The sequence below is a fragment of the Plantactinospora alkalitolerans genome, from assembly GCF_015690345.1.
Taxonomy (GTDB): domain Bacteria; phylum Actinomycetota; class Actinomycetes; order Mycobacteriales; family Micromonosporaceae; genus Plantactinospora; species Plantactinospora alkalitolerans.
Genome location: NZ_JADPUN010000044.1, coordinates 1 through 19,363, shown reverse-complemented (window position 1 = coordinate 19,363; position 19,363 = coordinate 1). Strand labels below are relative to the sequence as shown.

General features: G+C 71.4%; 17 protein-coding genes. 11 read left to right on the top strand and 6 right to left on the bottom strand.

Features of this window, described 5'->3' with window-relative positions:
- Positions 1-266: 266 nt before the first annotated feature.
- From I0C86_RS02325 to I0C86_RS02305, 5 genes are all read left to right on the top strand, one after another.
- On the top strand, positions 267-806 hold the full coding sequence (locus I0C86_RS02325) for a hypothetical protein (RefSeq protein WP_196199508.1): 540 nt from the start codon (positions 267-269) through the stop codon (positions 804-806).
- Between the two features lie 219 nt (positions 807-1,025).
- On the top strand, positions 1,026-3,902 hold the full coding sequence (locus tag I0C86_RS02320) for a nitrate- and nitrite sensing domain-containing protein (RefSeq protein WP_230393411.1): 2,877 nt from the start codon (positions 1,026-1,028) through the stop codon (positions 3,900-3,902).
- Positions 3,903-4,325: a roadblock/LC7 domain-containing protein gene (locus I0C86_RS02315; protein WP_196199507.1), complete on the top strand. Its 423-nt coding sequence runs from the start codon at positions 3,903-3,905 to the stop codon at positions 4,323-4,325.
- Positions 4,315-4,710: a DUF742 domain-containing protein gene (locus I0C86_RS02310; protein ID WP_196199506.1), complete on the top strand. Its 396-nt coding sequence runs from the start codon at positions 4,315-4,317 to the stop codon at positions 4,708-4,710. The genes I0C86_RS02315 and I0C86_RS02310 overlap by 11 nt, the downstream gene beginning before the upstream one ends.
- A complete protein-coding gene (locus I0C86_RS02305) occupies positions 4,691-5,293 on the top strand; it encodes a GTP-binding protein (RefSeq protein WP_196199505.1) in 603 nt (200 codons plus the stop codon). The genes I0C86_RS02310 and I0C86_RS02305 overlap by 20 nt, the downstream gene beginning before the upstream one ends.
- A gap of 32 nt (positions 5,294-5,325) precedes the next feature.
- On the opposite strand, the gene I0C86_RS44835 is transcribed toward I0C86_RS02305, so the two are convergent.
- From I0C86_RS44835 to I0C86_RS02285, 4 genes are read right to left on the bottom strand one after another with little or no spacing between them, the layout of a single operon-like run.
- Positions 5,326-5,988, bottom strand: coding sequence for a LutC/YkgG family protein (locus I0C86_RS44835; RefSeq protein WP_196199504.1), 663 nt, complete (start codon positions 5,986-5,988; stop codon positions 5,326-5,328).
- Positions 5,975-7,528 carry a lactate utilization protein B gene (locus I0C86_RS02295; RefSeq protein ID WP_196199503.1) on the bottom strand — a complete coding sequence of 518 codons (1,554 nt, stop codon included), beginning with the start codon at positions 7,526-7,528 and terminating at the stop codon, positions 5,975-5,977. The genes I0C86_RS44835 and I0C86_RS02295 overlap by 14 nt, the downstream gene beginning before the upstream one ends.
- Before the next feature lie 22 nt (positions 7,529-7,550).
- Positions 7,551-8,300 (bottom strand): (Fe-S)-binding protein, encoded by a 750-nt coding sequence (locus I0C86_RS02290; protein WP_196199502.1) that lies wholly within the window; start codon positions 8,298-8,300, stop codon positions 7,551-7,553.
- Between the two features lie 2 nt (positions 8,301-8,302).
- Positions 8,303-9,037 carry a GntR family transcriptional regulator gene (locus I0C86_RS02285; protein WP_323373428.1) on the bottom strand — a complete coding sequence of 245 codons (735 nt, stop codon included), beginning with the start codon at positions 9,035-9,037 and terminating at the stop codon, positions 8,303-8,305.
- Between the two features lie 186 nt (positions 9,038-9,223).
- Here I0C86_RS02285 and I0C86_RS02280 point away from each other — a divergent pair, with 186 nt between their 5' ends.
- The 3 genes from I0C86_RS02280 (at position 9,224) to I0C86_RS02270 (ending at position 13,924) form a co-directional block, all read left to right on the top strand.
- Entirely contained in the window at positions 9,224-10,276 is a 1,053-nt protein-coding gene (locus tag I0C86_RS02280) for a lactonase family protein (RefSeq protein WP_196199500.1), read from the top strand.
- Between the two features lie 234 nt (positions 10,277-10,510).
- Entirely contained in the window at positions 10,511-12,229 is a 1,719-nt protein-coding gene (locus I0C86_RS02275) for a substrate-binding domain-containing protein (protein ID WP_230393412.1), read from the top strand.
- A 243-nt stretch (positions 12,230-12,472) separates the two neighbouring features.
- Positions 12,473-13,924 carry a sugar transferase gene (locus I0C86_RS02270; RefSeq protein WP_196199511.1) on the top strand — a complete coding sequence of 484 codons (1,452 nt, stop codon included), beginning with the start codon at positions 12,473-12,475 and terminating at the stop codon, positions 13,922-13,924.
- A 93-nt stretch (positions 13,925-14,017) separates the two neighbouring features.
- On the opposite strand, the gene I0C86_RS02265 is transcribed toward I0C86_RS02270, so the two are convergent.
- Positions 14,018-15,145: a PP2C family protein-serine/threonine phosphatase gene (locus I0C86_RS02265; RefSeq protein ID WP_196199498.1), complete on the bottom strand. Its 1,128-nt coding sequence runs from the start codon at positions 15,143-15,145 to the stop codon at positions 14,018-14,020.
- 116 nt (positions 15,146-15,261) lie between these two features.
- On the opposite strand from I0C86_RS02265, the gene I0C86_RS02260 reads away from it, so the two are divergent.
- Positions 15,262-15,738: a MarR family winged helix-turn-helix transcriptional regulator gene (locus I0C86_RS02260; protein WP_196199497.1), complete on the top strand. Its 477-nt coding sequence runs from the start codon at positions 15,262-15,264 to the stop codon at positions 15,736-15,738.
- A gap of 277 nt (positions 15,739-16,015) precedes the next feature.
- On the opposite strand, the gene I0C86_RS02255 is transcribed toward I0C86_RS02260, so the two are convergent.
- Positions 16,016-17,245, bottom strand: coding sequence for an ROK family protein (locus I0C86_RS02255; RefSeq protein WP_230393410.1), 1,230 nt, complete (start codon positions 17,243-17,245; stop codon positions 16,016-16,018).
- Positions 17,246-17,360: 115 nt separating this feature from the next.
- On the opposite strand from I0C86_RS02255, the gene xylA reads away from it, so the two are divergent.
- Entirely contained in the window at positions 17,361-18,548 is a 1,188-nt protein-coding gene (gene xylA / locus I0C86_RS02250) for a xylose isomerase (protein WP_196199496.1), read from the top strand.
- A 111-nt stretch (positions 18,549-18,659) separates the two neighbouring features.
- Positions 18,660-19,363: FGGY family carbohydrate kinase (locus I0C86_RS02245; RefSeq protein ID WP_255527582.1), on the top strand; the 704-nt coding region annotated here is incomplete at its 3' end.

Here is a 19,363-nt window from a genome sequence, read left to right as displayed (position 1 = left end):
ATGCCGGATCCACAGACGATGCCGGATCCACAGACGATGCCGGATCCACAGACGATGCCGGATCCACAGACGATGCCGGATCCACAGACGATGCCGGATCCACAGACGATGCCGGATCCACAGACGACGGCGGATCCACGGACGATGGCGGATGCACGGATGACGGCGGGGTCGGGCCGTCGGGATACCTGTCGATCCTGCGGGCCGGGCTCACCGAGGCCAGGACCGACAGATCCGTACGGCGGGCGCTGCTGCTCCTGCCGGCAATGGCCGCGGTCTGGGGCGCGCTGGAGGAGTACGTCCCGCTGCTGGCCGGGGACGTCGCCGCACCGTCGACCGTGCCGCTGCTGGTCCTGCTGGTCTGCATCGGAGTTCTGGTCGGCGGTCTGTTGACCCCGATCGGACAGCGGCTGCCGACCGGCCGGTTCGCCGCCACGATCGCCTTCGCTGCCGTCGTACTGGCGGCGGGCGCGCTCAGTGGTCAGGTCGGAGGATTCGTGCTGATCGCCGTGGCGTTCTGCGCCCTGCAGATGGCGAGCCTGGTCGCCGACGTACGGCTCCAGGAGAGCATCACCGGGCCGACCCGGGCCACGGTCACCTCGTTGGCCGGGCTGGGCACCGACGTGGTGACGATCGGCGTGTACGGCGGCTATGCCCTCGCCTCGGTGGTCGCCGGCCACGGTGTGATTTTCGCGTTGTCCACCGTGCCGTACCTGGCGATCGCGTTCGGGTTGCGCCGGATCGGGCGTACGGAGGCGGACCGGCCGGTTCCGGAGGCCGTCGAACCCGCCGTGAGCACGCCGTAGTCGGTGGGAAGGAGGGGAGTCGGAGCACTATTAAAAAAGACAGTTATCAATTTATCTGACCGATACGATCAACTCGACAACCCGTTGTCCAGTAGTGCGCGCGCCCTCGATTACGTATCCTGCCGAAGGCACGCACGCCCGTGACCCTCGGATCCTGGCCGGAGCCGTGGGTGGCCGGTTCGGGTGTCACCCCTGACGCATCCATTCCGGCGAGGTCTGATGGAAACCCAGAACTGGCCGATCCGCTCGAAGATCGTCGCGCTGGTCTCCGTGCCGATCGTCGCGCTGCTGGCGCTCTGGATCTTTGCGACCTCGCTCACCGTGGGACCCGCGTCGAGTCTGCTCGCCACCCGGACCCTCCTCGACGAGATCGGGCGGCCGGGCGACGCCCTCATCGTGCAGTTGCAGCAGGAACGACGGCTCTCGGTCCTCCAACTGGCCGACCGGGACGCCTCTCGGGCCCTGGCCGACCAGCGGGTACGCACCGACCGGGCGATCGTCGAATTCCGCCGCCGTACGTCGAGCAGCGACCTCCGGGACACCACCGGTGACCTGCTCGACGCCCGGATCGACCAACTGCTGACCGCCGTCGACGCGCTGCCGTCCGGACGGGTGTTCATCGACCGACGCTCCGTCGACGCCAGCGGCGCGTTGGGGCTCTACAGTGGAGTCGTCGACGCGGCGTTCCGGGTCTTCGCCGCCCTGAACACCCTGCCCGACGACACGTTGAGCCGGGAGGCGCGCAGCCTGACCGAACTCGGCCGGGCCCGCGAGGTCCTCGCCCAGGCGGACGCGCTGCTCGCCGGAGTATTCAGCGCCGGACGATTCGGTCCGGGGGAGCATGCCCAGATCGTGCAGATCATCGGCACGCACCGGTTTCTCTACGCCGAGGTGATCGCGGACCTTCCCGACGCCGACCGGGCCGAGTACCAGCGGCTCACCGAGGGTGACGCGTTCGTCCGGCTACGCCGGATGGAGGACGATCTGATCGGCCGGGGTGGCCCGGGGTCCGCCCTGCCGGTCGCCGGCCGGGCCTGGCAGAGCAGCTACGAACAGGTCCAGCGGGAACTGCGGAGGTTCGAGCTCGCCGGAGCCGAGGCGTTGACCGAACGCAGCCGGCCGGTCGCACTGGGCATCCTGGTCCGGCTGGGGCTGGCCGGCCTGCTCGGCTTCGCCGCCGTACTTGTCTCGGGAGTCATCGCGGTGCGGATCGGCCGGTCACTGGTCCGGCGGCTGACCGGTCTGCGGGCCGAGGCACTGACGATGGCCAACGACCGGCTACCCGACGTCGTCGAGCGCCTGCGCAAGGGCGAGGAGGTGGACGTCGCCCGGGAGGCGCCGCCGCTCGACTACGGCCAGGACGAGATCGGTCAGGTCGGCCAGGCGTTCAGCGAGGTGCAGCAGACCGCCATCGCCTCGGCGATCGACGAGGCCGCCCTGCGGCGTGGCCTGCGGGACGTCTTCCTCAACATCGCCCGGCGGAGTCAGACGCTGCTCCATCGCCAACTCGCACTGCTGGACCGGATGGAGCGGCGGGCGGCCCAGCCGAGCGAGTTGGCCGACCTCTTCCGGCTCGACCACATGGCCACCCGGATGCGGCGGCACGCCGAGGACCTGGTCGTACTCGCCGGCGCGGCAGCCGGACGCGGCTGGCGCAACCCGGTGTCCGTGGTGGACGTCATCCGGGGCGCGGTCTCGGAGGTCGAGGACTACGCGCGGGTCGACCTGGTCAACGTGCCGCCGGCCGCGATCGCCGGCCGGGCGGTCGGTGACGTCATCCACCTGCTGGCCGAGCTGATCGAGAACGCGACGTCGTTCTCTCCGCCGCACACCCGGGTACAGGTCAGCGGGCACGAGGTGTCGGCCGGCTACGCGATCGAGATCGAGGACCGTGGCCTGGGCATGACCGCCGAGGCCATCGAGCAGGCCAACCGCCGGCTGGTCGACCCGCCGGAATTCGACCCGGCGAACAGCGCGCGACTCGGCCTGTTCGTGGTGGCGCTGCTCGGTGCCCGGCACGGGGTCCAGGTGGAGCTGCGGGCATCCCCGTACGGCGGGGTGACCGCGGTCGTCCTGGTCCCCAGCGACCTGGTGGACCCCGATACCGGTACGTCGATCCTGCCGGGTGACGGGTCCGAGGCGGCGACGGACGGGACGACGGATCCGACGCCGCTCGGCCGCGATGGAACCGGTTCGACGTCCGAGGCCGACCCGCAGACTACGTCGGTGCCGACGGCGCCGACAGCGACGCCGACGTCGCTGACTCCGGCCGCGTCGACTCCGGCCGCGTCAACTCCAGGTTCCGGTTCCGGTTCCGGGTCCGGGCTCGGGCCCCGGCGTAAGGCAGGCGCCGCACTGGAAGCCCTGGTCGCCGCCAGCGCGAAGGCCGGAGCGGGCGCCGTGCGGCCCAACCCCGCCGATCCCGCTGCCGTGCGACCGGGTGCTGCCGATCCCGTCGCGCTGCGACCCGGTGCCACCGATACCCGGGTCGAGACCTCCGGCGCCTCCGGGGCGGCTGCGGCTGCCACCGGTTCCGGAACCGAGGGCGCCACCGCCACGCAGCCATCGGCCAGGACGGTCACGAGACCGGCGAGCAGCGGTGTCGGACAGCCGGCGGGCGGCGGTGTCGGACAGCCGGCGCCGGGCGGTGCCAGGACCGGGGACGGCGGCACCGTGCCGGGCGGGATGACCGACGACACCGTGGTCATCCCGGTCGTCACGGCCGGCGGACCAGTGCACCCGGCGGCGGCGCCGGCCGGCGAGGACGGTCTGCCCCGGCGAATCCGGCAGACCAACCTCGTGCCGCAGTTGCGGGACCGTCCGGGCGCCGTGCCGGCCCGTGCCGGTCGTGACCGGACCGCTGCCGACCGGACCGCCGGGGGTACGGCGGTCGACAGGGTGGGCCCGCTCGCCGACGAGCCGCTGGACGAGCCGCCACCGCGCACCCCGGAGCAGGTCCGGGCCGTGATGTCGGCGCTACAGGCGGGTACCGCGCGGGGGCGCCGCGATGCCGACCCGCCGCCCTCCGGCGAAACCTCCGACAACTCTGCCCGGGTCACCGATCCGGGTTCCACAAATTCTGAAGGGGACGGGTGAGTGGTGCACACGACGAGGCCGAGCGCGGATCTCAATTGGCTGCTCGACGATCTCGTGGAGCGCGTACCGTCCGCGCAGCAGGCCGTGCTGCTCTCCGCGGACGGGCTGCTGATGGCCGCGTCGCAGGATCTGAGCCAGGAGGGCGCGGAGCACATGGCGGCGATGGCTGCCGGCTTCCAGAGCCTGGCGAAGGGAGCGAGTCGGCACTTCCAGGCCGGGCCGGTACGGCAGACCGTCATCGAGATGGAGTCGGCCTTCCTCTTCGTCACCGCCGCCGGACAGGGTGCCTGCCTGGCGGTTCTGGCCAGCGCCGCCTCCGACATCGGGGTCATCGCGTACGAGATGGCGATGCTGGTGACCCGGGTCGGGCAGAACCTGACGGCGGCGAACCGATCACCGAGGGCGCCGGCAGATGCGGAGTGAGGTGCCGGGGCCGCACCACGACTGGCTCGACGACGATGCCGGGCCGGTGGTGCGTCCGTACACGATGACCGGAGGGCGGGTTCAGCCGGTCGCCGGCGGATTCGACCTGATGGCCTTCGTGGTGGCCGGCCCACCCTCGGACGGCGGTGAGCAGGCGCCGCCACAACCACAGCCGGAGCATGAGGCGATCGTCGCGATGGCGCAGCGGCCGGTCTCCGTGGCTGACCTGGCCGCCGACCTCAACCTGCCGGTGGGCGTGGTACGCGTCCTGCTCGGCGATCTGCTCGCCAGCGACCGGATCTCGATGTACGAGCCGCCCGCGTCGCGCCAGTTCCCAGATGACGACATTCTCAAGGCGGTGGTCAATGGACTCCGGGCGCTCTGACCAGGAGAAGGTGAGACGGCGGATCCCGATCGCGCTGAAGATCCTGATCGCCGGTGGATTCGGGGTCGGCAAGACGACCCTGGTCGGTTCGGTGAGTGAGATCCGTCCGTTGCAGACCGAGGAGGTGCTCACCGACGTCGGTGTCGGCACCGACGACCTGTACGGCGTGGAGGGCAAGCGGACCACCACGGTCGCGATGGACTTCGGTCGGATCACGATCAACGAGGATCTCCAGGTGTACCTGTTCGGCACTCCGGGGCAGGACCGCTTCTGGTTCCTCTGGGACGAGCTGGCGTTCGGGGCACTCGGTGCGGTGGTGCTCGCCGACACCCGTCGGCTCGCCGACTGCTTCCCGTCGGTGGACTACTTCGAACGCCGGGGAATCCCGTTCGTGGTAGCGGTCAACTGCTTCGACGGCGCCAAACGGTTCAGTATCGACGCGGTGCGTACCGCGCTCGACCTGGACCCGGACGTCCCCGTCGTCCTCTTCGACGCCCGCGAGCGGCAGTCGGGCAAGGTGGTGCTGGTCGCGCTCGTCGAGCATGTCGCGCAGCGGCGCGGCGAGCGGGTACCGGCCGGCTGACGGGCGGCGCGCCGCCGGGCACCGGGGCGACGTCAGCCGCCGACGATCAGTACCTCCAGCCGTCGAGGGCCGTGCACGCCCTCCACCCGGTCGAGTTCGATGTCGCTGGTCGCCGATGGCCCGGAGACGAGGGTGAGCGGTCGGGTCGGGTCGGCGAGCCGGGCGAGTGCCTCCGGCAGCCCGCCGACCACCTGGTCGGTGCGTACCACGCAGACGTGGTGGTCGGGAACCAGGGTCAGCAGCCGGCGACCCTGGTCCGGACCGCCGTCCAGGATGAGTGTCCCGGTCTCCGCGATCGCCACCGCGCATCCGGTGAGCACGGCCAGCCCCGGTGCGTCGAGGTCGGTCACCGTCAGCGGGCCCGGGTCACCATCCCGGCGGATCCCGCCCGGGTACGTCGACAGCCAACTCGCCGGCACCCCTTCGGGTACGACGACCGTCGGCACCTCGGCCAGCAGTTCGGCCAGCGCCTCGGCCACCCCGTCCGGTTCGGAGCGCCGCACCGTCGCCCGGTAGTCGACCAGGCGGTCGACCAGCAGTTCCAGCCGGCGCCGACCGGACTGCGCGTCGTCGGGCGTACCGGTGGCCGGGGCGGTGCGGTACTCCCGGGGGACCCGTACCGGTTCGGTGGGCCGGGCGGCCCGGATCCGGGCGAGGACCTCGTCCCGGGCGGAGCCGTGGCTAGCCGTGGTCACGATCGTCCTCCCCAGCCGTCACGGGACCCCGGCCGGCGGTGTTGTCGTCACCGGTGGCGGAAGTCCGGCCGGGGGTGTCGTCCCGGCCGGCAGGGGGAGTCCGACCTGCCCACCAGTCCCGGAACGTCTCGGCGGCCGGCAGTGGGGCGTCCCGACTCGCGGTCCAGGCCGACAGCGGCCACGGCAGCCGGCGTACCTGGCCCCGTCGCCCGGTGGTCCAGCGCAGCGGCGCCGAGCCACGACGGGCCGCCCGCAGCGCCGCCGTGTACCGCCGGCGGTCCCGCATCACCCAGGAGAGCGTCCGCATCGCGGTCCGTTCCGCCGACGGCCGGCCCCGGCGGGCATCCACACCGCGCTGGCGCAGGTGGACCAGTACCTGCGGAATGTCGATCCGCACCGGGCAGGCGTCGAAGCAGGCGCCGCAGAGCGTCGAGGCGTACGGCAGGGTGCGGTTCGCGCCAGCGTCCGGCCCGGTCAGCTGGGGCGACAGGATCGCGCCGATCGGCCCCGGGTAGACCGACCCGTAGGCGTGCCCGCCCACCCGCTCGTAGACCGGGCAGACGTTCAGGCAGGCCGAGCAGCGGATGCAGCGCAGCGCCTGCCGGCCGACCGGATCGGCGAGCGTCTCGGTGCGGCCGTTGTCCACCAGTACGATGTGTACGGTCTCCGGCCCGTCCCCCGGCGTCACCCCGGTCCACAGCGACGTGTACGGGTTCATCCGCTCTCCGGTGGAGGAGCGGGGCAGCAGTTGCAGGAAGACCTCCAGGTCACGGAAGGTCGGCAGCAACTTCTCGACCCCGACCACGGAGATCAGCGTTCCCGGCAGGGTGAGGCACATCCGCCCGTTGCCCTCGGACTCGACGACCACCAGGGTGCCGGTCTCGGCGATCGCGAAGTTGGCGCCGGAGATCGCCACCCGGGCGCTGAGGAACTTCGCCCGCAGGTGCCGGCGGGCCGCCTCGGCGAGCGCGGCCGGCTCGTCGGTGAGCGAGTCGACGTCGACTCCCGGCATCCGACTGGCGAAGATTTCCCGGATCTGCCGGCGGTTGTAGTGGATCGCCGGCACCAGGATGTGCGACGGGGTGTCGTCGGCGAGCTGCACGATCAGTTCGGCCAGGTCGGTCTCGACCGCCGCGATGCCGGCCTCGGCGAGTGCCTCGTTGAGCCCGATCTCCTGGGTGGCCATCGACTTGACCTTGACCACCTCGGTGCTGCCGGTCTGCCGGACCAGTCCGGTGACGACCGCGCACGCCTCGGCCGCGTCCCGGGCCCAGTGCACCGTCGCACCCGCCGTGGTGGCGGCCGCCTCGAACTGTTCCAGCAGTTCCGGCAACCGGGCCAGCACGTCGTCCTTGATCGCCGCGCCGGAGCGGCGCAGCGCCTCCCAGTCGGGTACCTCGCCGACCAGCCGGAGCCGCTTGTCCCGGATGGTGTGGGTCGCCCGGCGCAGGTTGGCCCGGAGTTGCCCGTCGGCCAACTCCCGTCGGGCCGCCGTCGGGAAAGGCAGCGGCGCGACGATGTTCCCCGTACCACGGGTCATGACAGGTCCTCACTTCGCTCGATCATGACCGCCCCTCCGCCGTGCTGGCGAGGATCTCCGCGTAGTGGATGGCGCGTACGCCCGGGCCAGGGTCCGACCGGTTGCGGCGGGACAGGCCGCCGCCGATGTGCGCCAGACAGGAATTGTCCGCCGCCGCCACGTACGCCGCGCCGGTGTCGCGGACGGCACCGCACTTGTCGGCGAGCATCGCGGCGGAGACGTCGGCGTTCTTCACGGCGAAGGTTCCGCCGAAGCCGCAGCATTCCTCGCCGCCGGGCAGGTCGACCAGGTCCAGCCCGCCCACCGCGCGCAGCAGTCGCAGCGGGCGGTCGCCCAGCCGCAGCATCCGCAGCCCGTGACAGGTCGGATGGTAGGTGACCCGGTGCGGGAACCAGGCGCCGAGGTCGGTCACCCCGAGCACGTCCACCAGCAGTTCGGAGAGTTCGTAGACCCGGGGCGCGAGGTCGGTGACGGCCGCCGCGAGACCCGGATCCGAACCGGCCAGCCGGGGGTACGAGTCGCGCACCATCGCCACGCACGAACCGGACGGGGCGACCACGGCGTCGTACCCGGTGAAGGTGTCGACGAAGCCACGGACCAGCGGCAGCGACTCGGCCCGGTATCCGCTGTTGGCGTGCATCTGCCCGCAGCAGGATTGTTCGAGGGGAAACTCGACGGTGTGCCCGAGCCGTTCCAGGATGCGTACCACGGCCCGCCCGGTGCCCGGGAACACCAGGTCGTTGACGCAGGTCACGAAGAGGGCAATGCGCACGGTCAGGACCCTTCGAAGAACGGCAGGTGCCGGTCGGCGGCGGCGAGCAGGTGGCCGCGCATCGCCGAGCCGGCGGCGTCCGGATCTCCGGTGGCGACCGCGTCGACGATCCGCAGGTGTTCCCGGCCGCTGGTCCCGTGGTGGGCGGCCGGGAAGTGCAGCCGGAACAGGTGCAGATGGGCGCGGAGCCGGACCACCGCGCCGTGCAGCATCCGGTTGCCGGACCGCTCGGCGAGCAGATGGTGGAAGCGCGCGTCCTGGGCGGTGAACGCGGCGATCGCGGCGAAGCCCTGGGTTCCGGGTACGGGGTCGGGTAACTCGGCCTCCCGACGGAGTTCGGCCAACTCCTCGGCCAGTCCGTCGGACCGCTGGCCGTCTTCTGCGACCCGTTCTGCGACCCGTTCGGCGAGCCGTTCTGCGACCCGTTCGGCGAGCCGGCGTGCTGCCGCCGTCTCGAGGATCAGCCGCATCTCCACCAGTTCGTCGAACTCCGACCGGGTGAGCAGTGGCGCCGCGGTGTAGCCGGCCAGGGGCCTTTTGCGGACCAGGCCGTCGGCCTCCAGCCGGGCGAGCGCCTCACGGACCGGGGTGGGAGAGACCTCCAGGCGGCGGGCCAGCCCGTCGATGTTGATCCGTTCGCCGGGCGCCACCGCGTGGTCCATCACCAGCGCCCGTACCGACTCGTAGACGTCGTCGGCGAGCGTGGTCCGCCGGGCCGGGCGTAGCAGACCGTTCACGATCGAAGATCCTATAGGAAACGCATACCTGCGGGAAGATCCCGTACGGCCGGGTGCCGGAGACGCCTCCGCCGGTGCCGGCTTTCCGCGACGGGACGGGCGGTCGCCGGCAACCTCCGGCGTGCTCTGGTTGGATCGGAAGTGGAGCGGCTCGACCGTGGGTGGGGCCGGGGATGGGAGCGACGGATGTCCGACGGCACCGGGATCGTGCATATCGGCTGCTACACGGCGGAGAGCGGGGGACGCGGGACGGGCATCGTCGCGGCTCGTCGGGACCCGGTGGGCGGCGGGCTCGACGTCCTCGGCGTCGTCGCCACCACGCCGTCACCGTCGTTTCTGGCCCGGCATCCCCGACTGCCCGTGTTGTACGCGGTCAACGAGCTGCCCGCCGGCACCGTGAGCGCCTGGATGGTCCACTCCGACGGTGCGCTGACTCCGCTCTCGGTCCGGTCCACCGGCGGGAACAGCCCCTGTCACGTCGCGGTCGACCCGGGCGGGGAGTTCCTGTTCGTGGCCAACTACGGCAGTGGCAGCGTCTCCGTACATCCGCTGGACGGCACGGGGGCGCCGCAGGAGCGTACCGACCTGGTGACGCACGACGGGCGCGGTGTCGTACCGGATCGGCAGGACGGGCCGCACGCGCACATGGTCTCGCCCGATCCGGCCGGTGCCGGCCTGTTCGCGATCGACCTCGGCACCGACTCGATCTACCGGTACGAGCGGGAGCCCACCGGCCGGTTGCGGCAGACCGCCCGGGTACGCACCCGGCCCGGTACCGGCCCCCGGCACCTGGCCCGGCACCCCGACGGTCGGCGGTGCTTCGTGGCCGGCGAACTGGACGCCTCCGTGACGGCGTACGGCTGGGACGGCGCCGACGGGCTGACGGAGCGTGGTCGGATCGGGGCCAGTCGGCGGTCCGGTCTTGTCCAACCGTCCGAGATCGTGGTTGATCCGGACGGGCGTTTCCTGTACGTCGCAAATCGCGGAGTCGGCACCGTCGTGGTGTACGCCCTCGACGACGACCTGCCGCGCCACGTGGCGGAGGTTCCCGGCGCCGGGGACTGGCCACGGCATCTGGCGTTGCTCGGCGGGTACCTCTACGTTGCCCAGGAGCGGGCCGACGTGGTCGCGGTGTTTCCGCTCGACGCGGGGACCGGGGTGCCGTCGGCGGCGACCATCCGGGTCGAGGTGGCCAGCCCGACGTGTGTGCTCGGGGACAGGTCCTTAATTCCCGGATAAATATCGATAAGATCATTTTGCGCGGTGGTGGGGCGATCCGGCCTTCCTGGGCGATCTACTCGACACTCAGACGTCGTGCGGTTACCCCCGGTAAAGTTTCTTCAGAAAGACTTAGCCGGCTGGGTAACATTCCGCCACCCGCCTCTGGCACGACTTCGCAGAACCCCGCAAGATGGTCAGGTGCCTGGCCGCCATCGTATGCGCAGCAGAATCCGTGGGACCGGCGCCATCGTCATGGCGATGGCGCTCGTTCTTGTCGTCTCCGTCGGCGGGTGGTTCGGCTATCGTCAGTGGGCCGGCCCCGACTGCACGGGCGAGTTGAAGTTGTCGCTCGCCGCGGCACCCGAGATCGCCCCGGCGGTCCAGGCCAGCGCCGCCCAGTTGGTGGCCGACGGGGCTTCCGTCGATGGTCTCTGCATCGCGGTCGACGTCACCGCGGCGGAGTCGGTTGACGTGGCCGCGGCGATCGCCGGCCAGCACGGCGTCTCACTGTCCGGAGTCGGTCAGGCCAGCGGCGGCGCGACGCTGCCCAACGTGTGGCTGCCGGACTCCTCCAGTTGGCTGCTCCGACTGCGCCAGCAGGCGCCCGCGTTCGAACCGCAGAACGGGACCCCGGTGGCGCGCAGCCCGGTCGTGCTGGCGATGCCGGAGCCGGTCGCCGCCACCGTCGGCTGGCCGCAGAAACAGCTCGGTTGGGGCGACCTGCTCAAGACCATCACCAGCGGGACCCGGCTCCGGACCGGGATCGTCGAGCCGAGCCGGGACGCGGCGGGCCTGTCCGGCCTGCTCTCGCTGGCCGGCGCCGCGCAGGCGTCCGGAGCCCAGGCGACGCAGGCGACCACGGCCGCGCTGCGGGCGCTGGCCACCGGCCGGTCGGCCGTCCGCGAGGAGCTGATCGCACGGTTCCCCCGGGCGACCGACCCGGCGTCCATCGCGTCCAGCCTCGGCGCCGCGGCGCTGTCCGAAGAGGACGTCATCGAGTTCAACAAGAAGAAGCCGCCGATCCCGCTCGCCGCGCTCTATCTGCAACCCGCGCCGATGTCGCTCGACTACCCGTTCGCCGTGATGCCCGGTACCGAGCCGGACAAGGTCGCCGCCGCCGAGCAGTTGTTCGCCGTGCTGGACAGTCCGGACTTCCGTAACCGGCTCGCCGGGCAGGGACTGCGGGCTCCGGACGGCACCTGGGGAGACGGCTTCGTGGCGCCGCGCGGCGCGCCGAGCCCGGCGGGCAGTTCGCCGACGCCGAGCAGCGCACCGAACCCCGGAGGTACGGCGGCCGGCAGTGCGAACGCGGCGCTGATCGAGCAGGTCCTGTCCAGTTGGTCGGTCGCCACCCAGTCCGGCCGGATGCTCGCGATCATCGACGTCTCCGGTTCGATGAACGCGAAGGTGCCGACCGCCAACAACGCCACCCGGATGAAGGTCACCCTGGAGGCCGCCAAGCGCGGGCTCGGCCTCTTCGACGACTCCTGGGCGCTCGGCCTGTGGGTCTTCTCCACGGAGCTGGTCGGCACCCGCGACTACCGTTCCCTGGTGCCGATCGGGCCGCTGTCCAGTTCACGCGGCAAGTTGGAGAGCGGGCTGGCCGCCATCGCGCCCAAACGTGGCGGCGACACCGGTCTGTTCGACACGATTCTCGCCGGCTACAAGGCGGTCCAGGAGGACTGGGAGCCTGGCCGGGTCAACTCGATCGTGATGCTCACCGACGGCAAGAACGACGACGACAACGGCGTCAGCCAGGCCGCACTGCTCGCCGAGCTGAAGCGACTCGAGGACCCGGACCGCCCCATCCAGGTGGTGATCATCGGTATCGGCAACGAGGTCAACAAGGCCGAACTGGACTCGATCACCAAGGTGACCGGTGGCGGCGTCTTCGTCACCGAGGACCCGGCGAAGATCGGCGAGATCTTCCTCCGGGCGATCGCTCTCCGGCCGTCGACGGCTCCTCGCTGACCGCCGCCCTCCCGTGACGGAACCCCTTCGACCGAGTCGGAGGGGTTCCGCCGTGAGCAGCTCGACGACCGGCGACGCAAACAATTGACGGTAATCCGTCGGAAGCGCTCAGTAGTCGTGCCGGTACGCGAGGATGTCGAGGTGCCCCCGGGCCGCTTGATCAGCAGATCGGGCGGCTGATCGGGTTACCCCTGGAGCGAGGGAGGGCCGGTGACGTCGGCGACTCTGCTGAGCCCTACCACGATGCCTCCGGAGCCCACCCCGGGGGCATCTGCGCCGTTGTCCCGGACCCACCAGCGGGGCTACATCCGGACCACCCTGATCCTCGACACGGTCATCCTGGTGCTGGCGGTGATCGGCGGCTACTTCGCCCGGTTCGGTGGCGACGAGCCGCGCGGCTCCGACATCCCGTACGTGATCGTCGGCCCGGTCCTGGTGCTCGCCTGGCTGGTGTCGCTCAAGGCGCTGCGCTGCTACGACCACCGGGTGCTCGGCTACGGCGCCGACGAATACCGTCGGGTCAGCTCCGCCAGCCTCCGGCTCGCCGGCGGAGTCGCGATCGCCGGCTACCTCGCCGACGTCGGGGTCTCGCGTGGTTTCCTCGGCATCTCGTTCGCGGTCGGCACGGTCGGACTGGTGATCGCCCGGTTCGCGGCCCGCAAGCGCCTGCACTGGTCCCGCTCGCGGGGTGCCGGCTGGTGCCGCCGGGTGCTGGCGGTCGGGGACACCGCACACGTGCTGGAGCTGGTGCACACGCTGCGCCGCGAGCCGTACGCCGGGTACCAGGTGGTGGGGGCGTGCATCCCGGACGCCCTGCTCGCCCCGGTGCCGCAGCGGCTCGGCGACGTACCGGTGCTGGGATCTTTCCGGGCGATCCTGGACGCCGCCGCCGCGATCAACGCCGACACGGTCGCGGTGACCGCGAGCAACGAGCTGACCGCCACCCGGCTGCGCCGACTCGGCTGGCAGTTGGAGGGGACCGGGATCGACCTGGTACTGGCCCCGGCACTGACCGACGTCGCCGGCCCCCGGATCCACACCCAACCGGTCGCCGGGCTGCCGCTCATCCACGTCGAGGCGCCCGAGTTCCGGGGCGCCCGGAAGGTCGTCAAGAGTTTCGTCGACCGGGCGGCGGCGTTCACCGCACTTGCGGTCGCGCTGCCGGTGCTGGCCGGTATCGCGCTCGCGATCAAGCTCGACAGCCGGGGCCCGGTGCTCTTCCGGCAGATCCGGGTCGGTCAGGGCGGCCGGGAGTTCGGTGTCTACAAGTTCCGGACCATGGTGGTCAACGCCGACGCGCTGCTCGCCGAGTTGGCCGCGAGGAACGAGACCGACGGGCTGATGTTCAAGATCCGCAATGATCCCCGGGTCACCCGGGTCGGTCGGGTGCTCCGCAAGTGGTCCCTCGACGAGCTGCCGCAGCTCGCCAACGTGCTGCTCGGACACATGAGCCTGGTCGGACCGCGCCCGCCGCTGCCCTCCGAGGTCGCCCGGTACGACGGCGACGTCGCCCGCCGGCTGCTGGTGAAGCCGGGCATCACCGGACTGTGGCAGATCAGCGGCCGATCGGACCTGAGCTGGGAGGACGGCATCCGGCTCGATCTCTACTACGTGGAGAACTGGTCACTGGCCGCCGACCTGACCATCCTGTGGAAGACGGTCGGCGCGGTGGTCCGCACCCGGGGCGCCTACTGAGGTCGCGGGCACCCAACCCGCCGCACCAGCCCACCCGACCTCCCGCCGCACCAGCCCGCTGGACCAACTCGTCGGAGCATCCCGCCGACCGGGTCAGCTGCTGCCGGTCCAGTCCAGGCACACCACCACCGCGTCGTCCACCAGATCGCTGCCGACGAACGCCCGCAGGTCGCCGAGCAGCGACCGTACCGCCTCCAGCGGCGCCAACGACCTGGTCCGGCGGACGGACCTGTGCAGTGCCGTCTCGCCGTACTGGGCGGTGCGGGAGGTCGCCTCGGAGACGCCGTCACCGACCACGAACAGCCGGTCGCCGACCGACAACTCGAACCGCTGCGACTGGTAGAGGGTGCCGTCGAACATGCCGAGCGGAAACTGGTCGTCCAGCGGCTGCTCGATGACCTCGGACTCCCGCAGGATGAGCAGCCGGGGCGAGCCGGCGTCCACCGCGGTCACCACACCGGTACGCAGGTCCAGCTCCAACAGCAGCGCGGACAGGTGCTGGACGCCCTGGTGATAGGAGTAGATCGCCTGGTCGGCCAGGGCCGCCTGGTCGGCCAGTTCGAGCCCGGCCCGCCGGGCGTTGCGCAGGGCGTTGGTGCCGAGGCAGGTGAGCATCGAGGCGGTCACGCCCTCGCCCATGCCGTTCACGGTCGACAGCCACAGCCGTTGACCGTCATCGGCCCAGTCGAAGCTGTCGCCGCGCACCGCGTACGCCGGTTCGAGCTGGCCGGCGAGGCTGAACGACGGGCGGATCCGGCTCCGGCCGGGCAGCAGTTCCCACTGCATCTCGGCGGCCAGGGTCAGCCGGCGGGTCCGGGCGCCCACCGCGTACCGGTCGGTTCCCGGGCGCACCGCGACCAGTTCGTGCGCCAGCGCCGTGGCCACCTCCGCCAGCTCGATCCGCCGGTCCGGTTCGTCGGGTACCGGAGCCAGCCGGAGTACACCGAGCCGGTCCCCCCGCATCGTGACCGCAAGGTGCAGGGCGTCGTCCTGGAGCACCTCCGACTGGTGGTCGAAGCACCGCCAGCCGGGGGTGCCGGCACCGATCACCGGCTCGCCACCGCTCAACGGCACCAGGGCGGCCAGCCGGTAGTCCACCTGGAGGAGTTCGGTCTCCGTGATCTCGTACGCCTTGGTCAGCTCCGTACCGAGGCGTTCCAGGAGGAGATCTGCGGGTGCCTCGGCCAGGCATCGACGTATCGCGAGCACCCGGTCGCTCATGTGTGTGCCGCCGCCCGAGCCGGGCCGTCGCCGGGCCGGATCGGGCGTTCTGATAGCTCGAACCCCCCGCTCACCGATGCGGCAGTCCGGGCGGCGGCGGTAGTGTCGGGACCACCATGGCTGAATCCGGCGGTCCTGGCGGACCGGATGCGACGCTCGCCACGGCGGTGGATACCGCCGCGGCGGCACTGCTGTCGGTCTGGGATGCGGCTCGGGAGCGGTCGACGGGCCGGCTGTCCAGTTCCCAACTGCGGGCGCTGATGGTGGTCGAGCAGTTCGACGGGATCAACCTCCGGGGCTTGGCCGGCATCCTCGGCATGCTGCTCTCCTCGGCGAGCCGGCTCTGTGACCGGCTGGTCGCCGCCGGGCTGCTGGAGCGCGAACCCGGTCGTGCCGACCGCCGGGAGATCTCCCTGCATCTCACCACGGTAGGCAGCCGACTGCTCGACGAAATCCGCGCCGACCGCCGGGAACGGCTGGCCGCCACGCTCGCCGGGATGACTCCGGCCGGACGACAGGCGCTGCTGCGCGGGCTCGCCGAGTTCGACCAGGCATTCCGGGCGAACGTCGAGACCATCGAGAAGACGGCCTGACCCAACAGGCAGGCCCGATCGTCGGCGTGGCCGCGGCGTCGCCGCTGCTGCGGCGCCGTCCGGGTGCCGGTACGGGCCGCTGTCGGCGAGCCGTCCTCCAGGTCGTCGAGCTGTGCGCATCGGCGCTGGCACTCCTGTCGCCCGAAAATGCTTGCTGACTGGGATAGTTGTCCGTCGGCAACAATAGCGAGCCGTCCTCGGCAACCTCGGCACGGCTGGCCCGACGTGCGAAACGCCTGCCCAGATCCCAGCGCAGTGGACGGGCGAGTCGCAGATCTCAGTGCACTGGGCGGGCGAGCCACTGGGCGGGCTGCTCCAGCACCGTACGGACGACCGAGCCGGCGGCCCCGACCGCCGCGGCGTCCCCGCCGAGGAGCGCGGGGCGTACGGTCACCGGCGACCAGGCGGCGGTCAGCACCCGGCGGCGGATCTCGGCCTCGACCGGCGGGGCCAGCCAACCGGCGAGTGGCGCGTAGACGCCGCCGAGGACCACGGTGTCCACGTCCAGCAGGTTGATCACTCCGGCGATCGCCACCCCGAGCGCGGTGGCGGCCTCGACCAGTGCGCGGCGGGCGGCCGGCTCGCCGCGGCCGGCGGCCTCGATCAGCCCGGCGAGCGGGGTCGGCTCGTCGGTCAGGCCGGCGCCGGCCAGCATGGCTTCCTGACCGGCGTACTGCTCCAGGCAGCCGAGGCCGCCGCACCGGCACGGCCGACCCTCCGGATGTACGGGGACGTGGCCGAGTTCGCCGCTCCAGCCCCGGGCGCCCCGGAACAGGGTGCCGTGCAGCACGATCCCGGCGCCGATTCCGACCTCGCCAGAGATGTAGATGAAGTTGGCCGGGCCCGGTGGGGCGGCGTGCAGCTCGCCGAGGGCTGCGAGGTTCGCCTCGTTGTCCACGCTGAGCCCGCGTCCGCGCAGTGCCGGATGCCCGCCGAGCAGGGCCGGTACGTCCACGTCGCGCCAGCCCAGGTTCGGGGCGAGCCGGACGACTCCGGTGGCGCTGACCAGCCCCGGTACCGCGAGTGCCGTACCGGCGAGCACGAGGTCCTGACGATCGGCCTCGGCGCCGGCCTCGGTGATCAGTTCGGCGACGAGGGCGAGTGCTTCGGCGGGCGGTACCGGCCGGAGGTCGATCCGACGCACCGCGCGGTGCCGTACCACTCCGGCAAGGTCGACCAGGACGGCCGCGAGATAGTCGACGTTGATCTCCAGGCCGAGTCCGGCCGGCCCGTGACCGGCCAGCGTCAGACCCAGCGCGGGGCGACCGGCGCCGGACCGGGGGGTCCGGACGACCTCGCCGAGCAGCCGCCCGGTGATCAGGTCGTCGACCAGTGCGGAGACGGTCGCCCGGGTCAGCCCGGTGATGCCGGCCAGGTCGGCCCGGGACGGCGGTGCGGCGGCGGTGGCGATGTGTCGGAGCACCAGCGCCAGGTTGTGCTCGCGCAGACTGGCCTGGCGGACGGCGACGCCCGCCGCGCCGACCGGCATCGCCGCGGGTTGCGCCATGGTATTGACAATGCCATACCCTGGCCAAATAATTCAACCGATAAACAAATCGACCGGGTTGCTGGCGTGTAACCCGGGATGTTCTTGACGTCGAGTCGGTTTCCTGGAGGTCACCGTGGCAGCCCAACCAACCCCTGCCGACAAGTTCTCCTTCGGTCTCTGGACCGTGGGCTGGACCGCCCGTGACCCGTTCGGTGAGGCCAGTCGGGCCGACCTGGATCCGGTCGAGGCCGTCAACCGGCTCGCCGAACTGGGCGCGTACGGCATCACCTTCCACGACGACGACCTGATCCCGTTCGGCTCCGACAACGCTGCCCGGGACCACCACATCGCCCGGTTCCGCAAGGCGCTGGACTCCACCGGTCTCGTCGTACCGATGGTCACCACCAACCTCTTCACCCACCCCGTCTTCAAGGACGGCGGCTTCACCAGCAACGACCGGGACGTACGCCGGTTCGCGCTGCGCAAGGTGCTCCGCAACATCGACCTCGCCGCCGAACTGGGCGCGAGCACGTTCGTGATGTGGGGCGGCCGGGAAGGCGCCGAGTACGACGTCGCCAAGGACATCCGGGCCGCGCTCGACCGCTACCGCGAAGCGGTGAACGTGCTGTCCCAGTACGTTCTCGACCGGGGCTACGGGCTGCGGTTCGCGATCGAGCCGAAGCCGAACGAGCCGCGCGGCGACATCCTGCTGCCGACGGTCGGGCACGCGCTCGCGTTCATCAACGAGCTGGAGCACCCCGAGATGGTCGGGTTGAACCCCGAGGTCGGGCACGAGCAGATGGCCGGGCTCAACTACGCCCACGGAATCGCCCAGGCACTCTGGTCGGGCAAGCTGTTCCACCTCGACCTCAACGGTCAGCGCGGCATCAAGTACGACCAGGACCTGGTCTTCGGACACGGCGACGTGATGAACGCGTTCGCCCTGGTCGACCTGCTGGAGAACGGTGGCCCGCAGGGCGGACCGGCGTACACCGGGCCCCGGCACTTCGACTACAAGCCGTCCCGTACCGAGGACTACGACGGGGTGTGGGCATCGGCCGCGGCGAACATGCGGACGTACCTGCTGCTGAAGGAGCGGGCGGCGGCGTTCCGGGCCGACCCCGAGGTGCAGGAGGCGCTGGCCGCCAGCAAGGTCGGCGAGCTGTCCGCGCCGACGCTGAACGAGGGTGAGACGTACGCCGACCTGCTGGCGGACCGGAGCGCGTTCGAGGACCTGGACGTGGACGCCGTCGCCGGACGCGGGTTCGGCTTCGTCCAGCTGAACCAGCTCGCCCTGGAGCACCTCCTAGGCGCCCGCTGAGCTGCAAGGAAGCTGATGTGTAAGGAAGGGCCCCTTCTTATCGTTTTCTGTATAAGAAGGGTCCCTTCCTAACCTGCCGTCGTGGCTGCGCTGGAGAAGGAGATCGGGAAGATGACGCTTGTCGCCGGAGTCGACTCGTCGACCCAGTCGTGCAAGGTGGTGATCCGGGACGCGGAGACCGGCACGCTGGTCCGCAGCGGCCGGGCGGGGCACCCTGACGGGACCGAGGTCGATCCGCAGGCGTGGTGGAACGCGTTGCAGGAGGCGATCGGTCAGGCCGGCGGGCTGGACGACGTGGCGGCAGCCTCGGTGGGTGGGCAGCAGCACGGGATGGTGTGTCTCGACGAGGACGGGCAGGTTGTCCGGCCCGCCTTGTTGTGGAACGACACGCGGTCGGCCGGGGCGGCCCTGGAACTGATCGAGGAACTCGGTGGGGGCGAGACCGGCCGGCGGGCCTGGGCGGAGGCTGTCGGCAGTGTGCCGGTGGCGAGTTTCACCGTCACCAAGCTGCGCTGGTTGGCTCGGAACGAGCCGGAGAGCGCCGGGCGGGTGGCGGCGGTCTGTCTGCCGCACGACTGGCTGACCTGGCGGTTGGCTGGGGCGGCTGGACTGGACGCGCTGCGTACCGACCGGGGGGACGCCAGCGGGACCGGATACTGGTCACCGGCGACGGGTGAGTACCGGCCGGATCTGCTGGAGCGGGCGTTCGGGCGATCCCTTGTGGTACCGGCAGTGGTGGGGCCGGCGGAGCGGGCCGGGCAGTTGCCGAACGGGGCACCGTTGGGGCCGGGGCTGTCTCTTATACAAATCTCCGA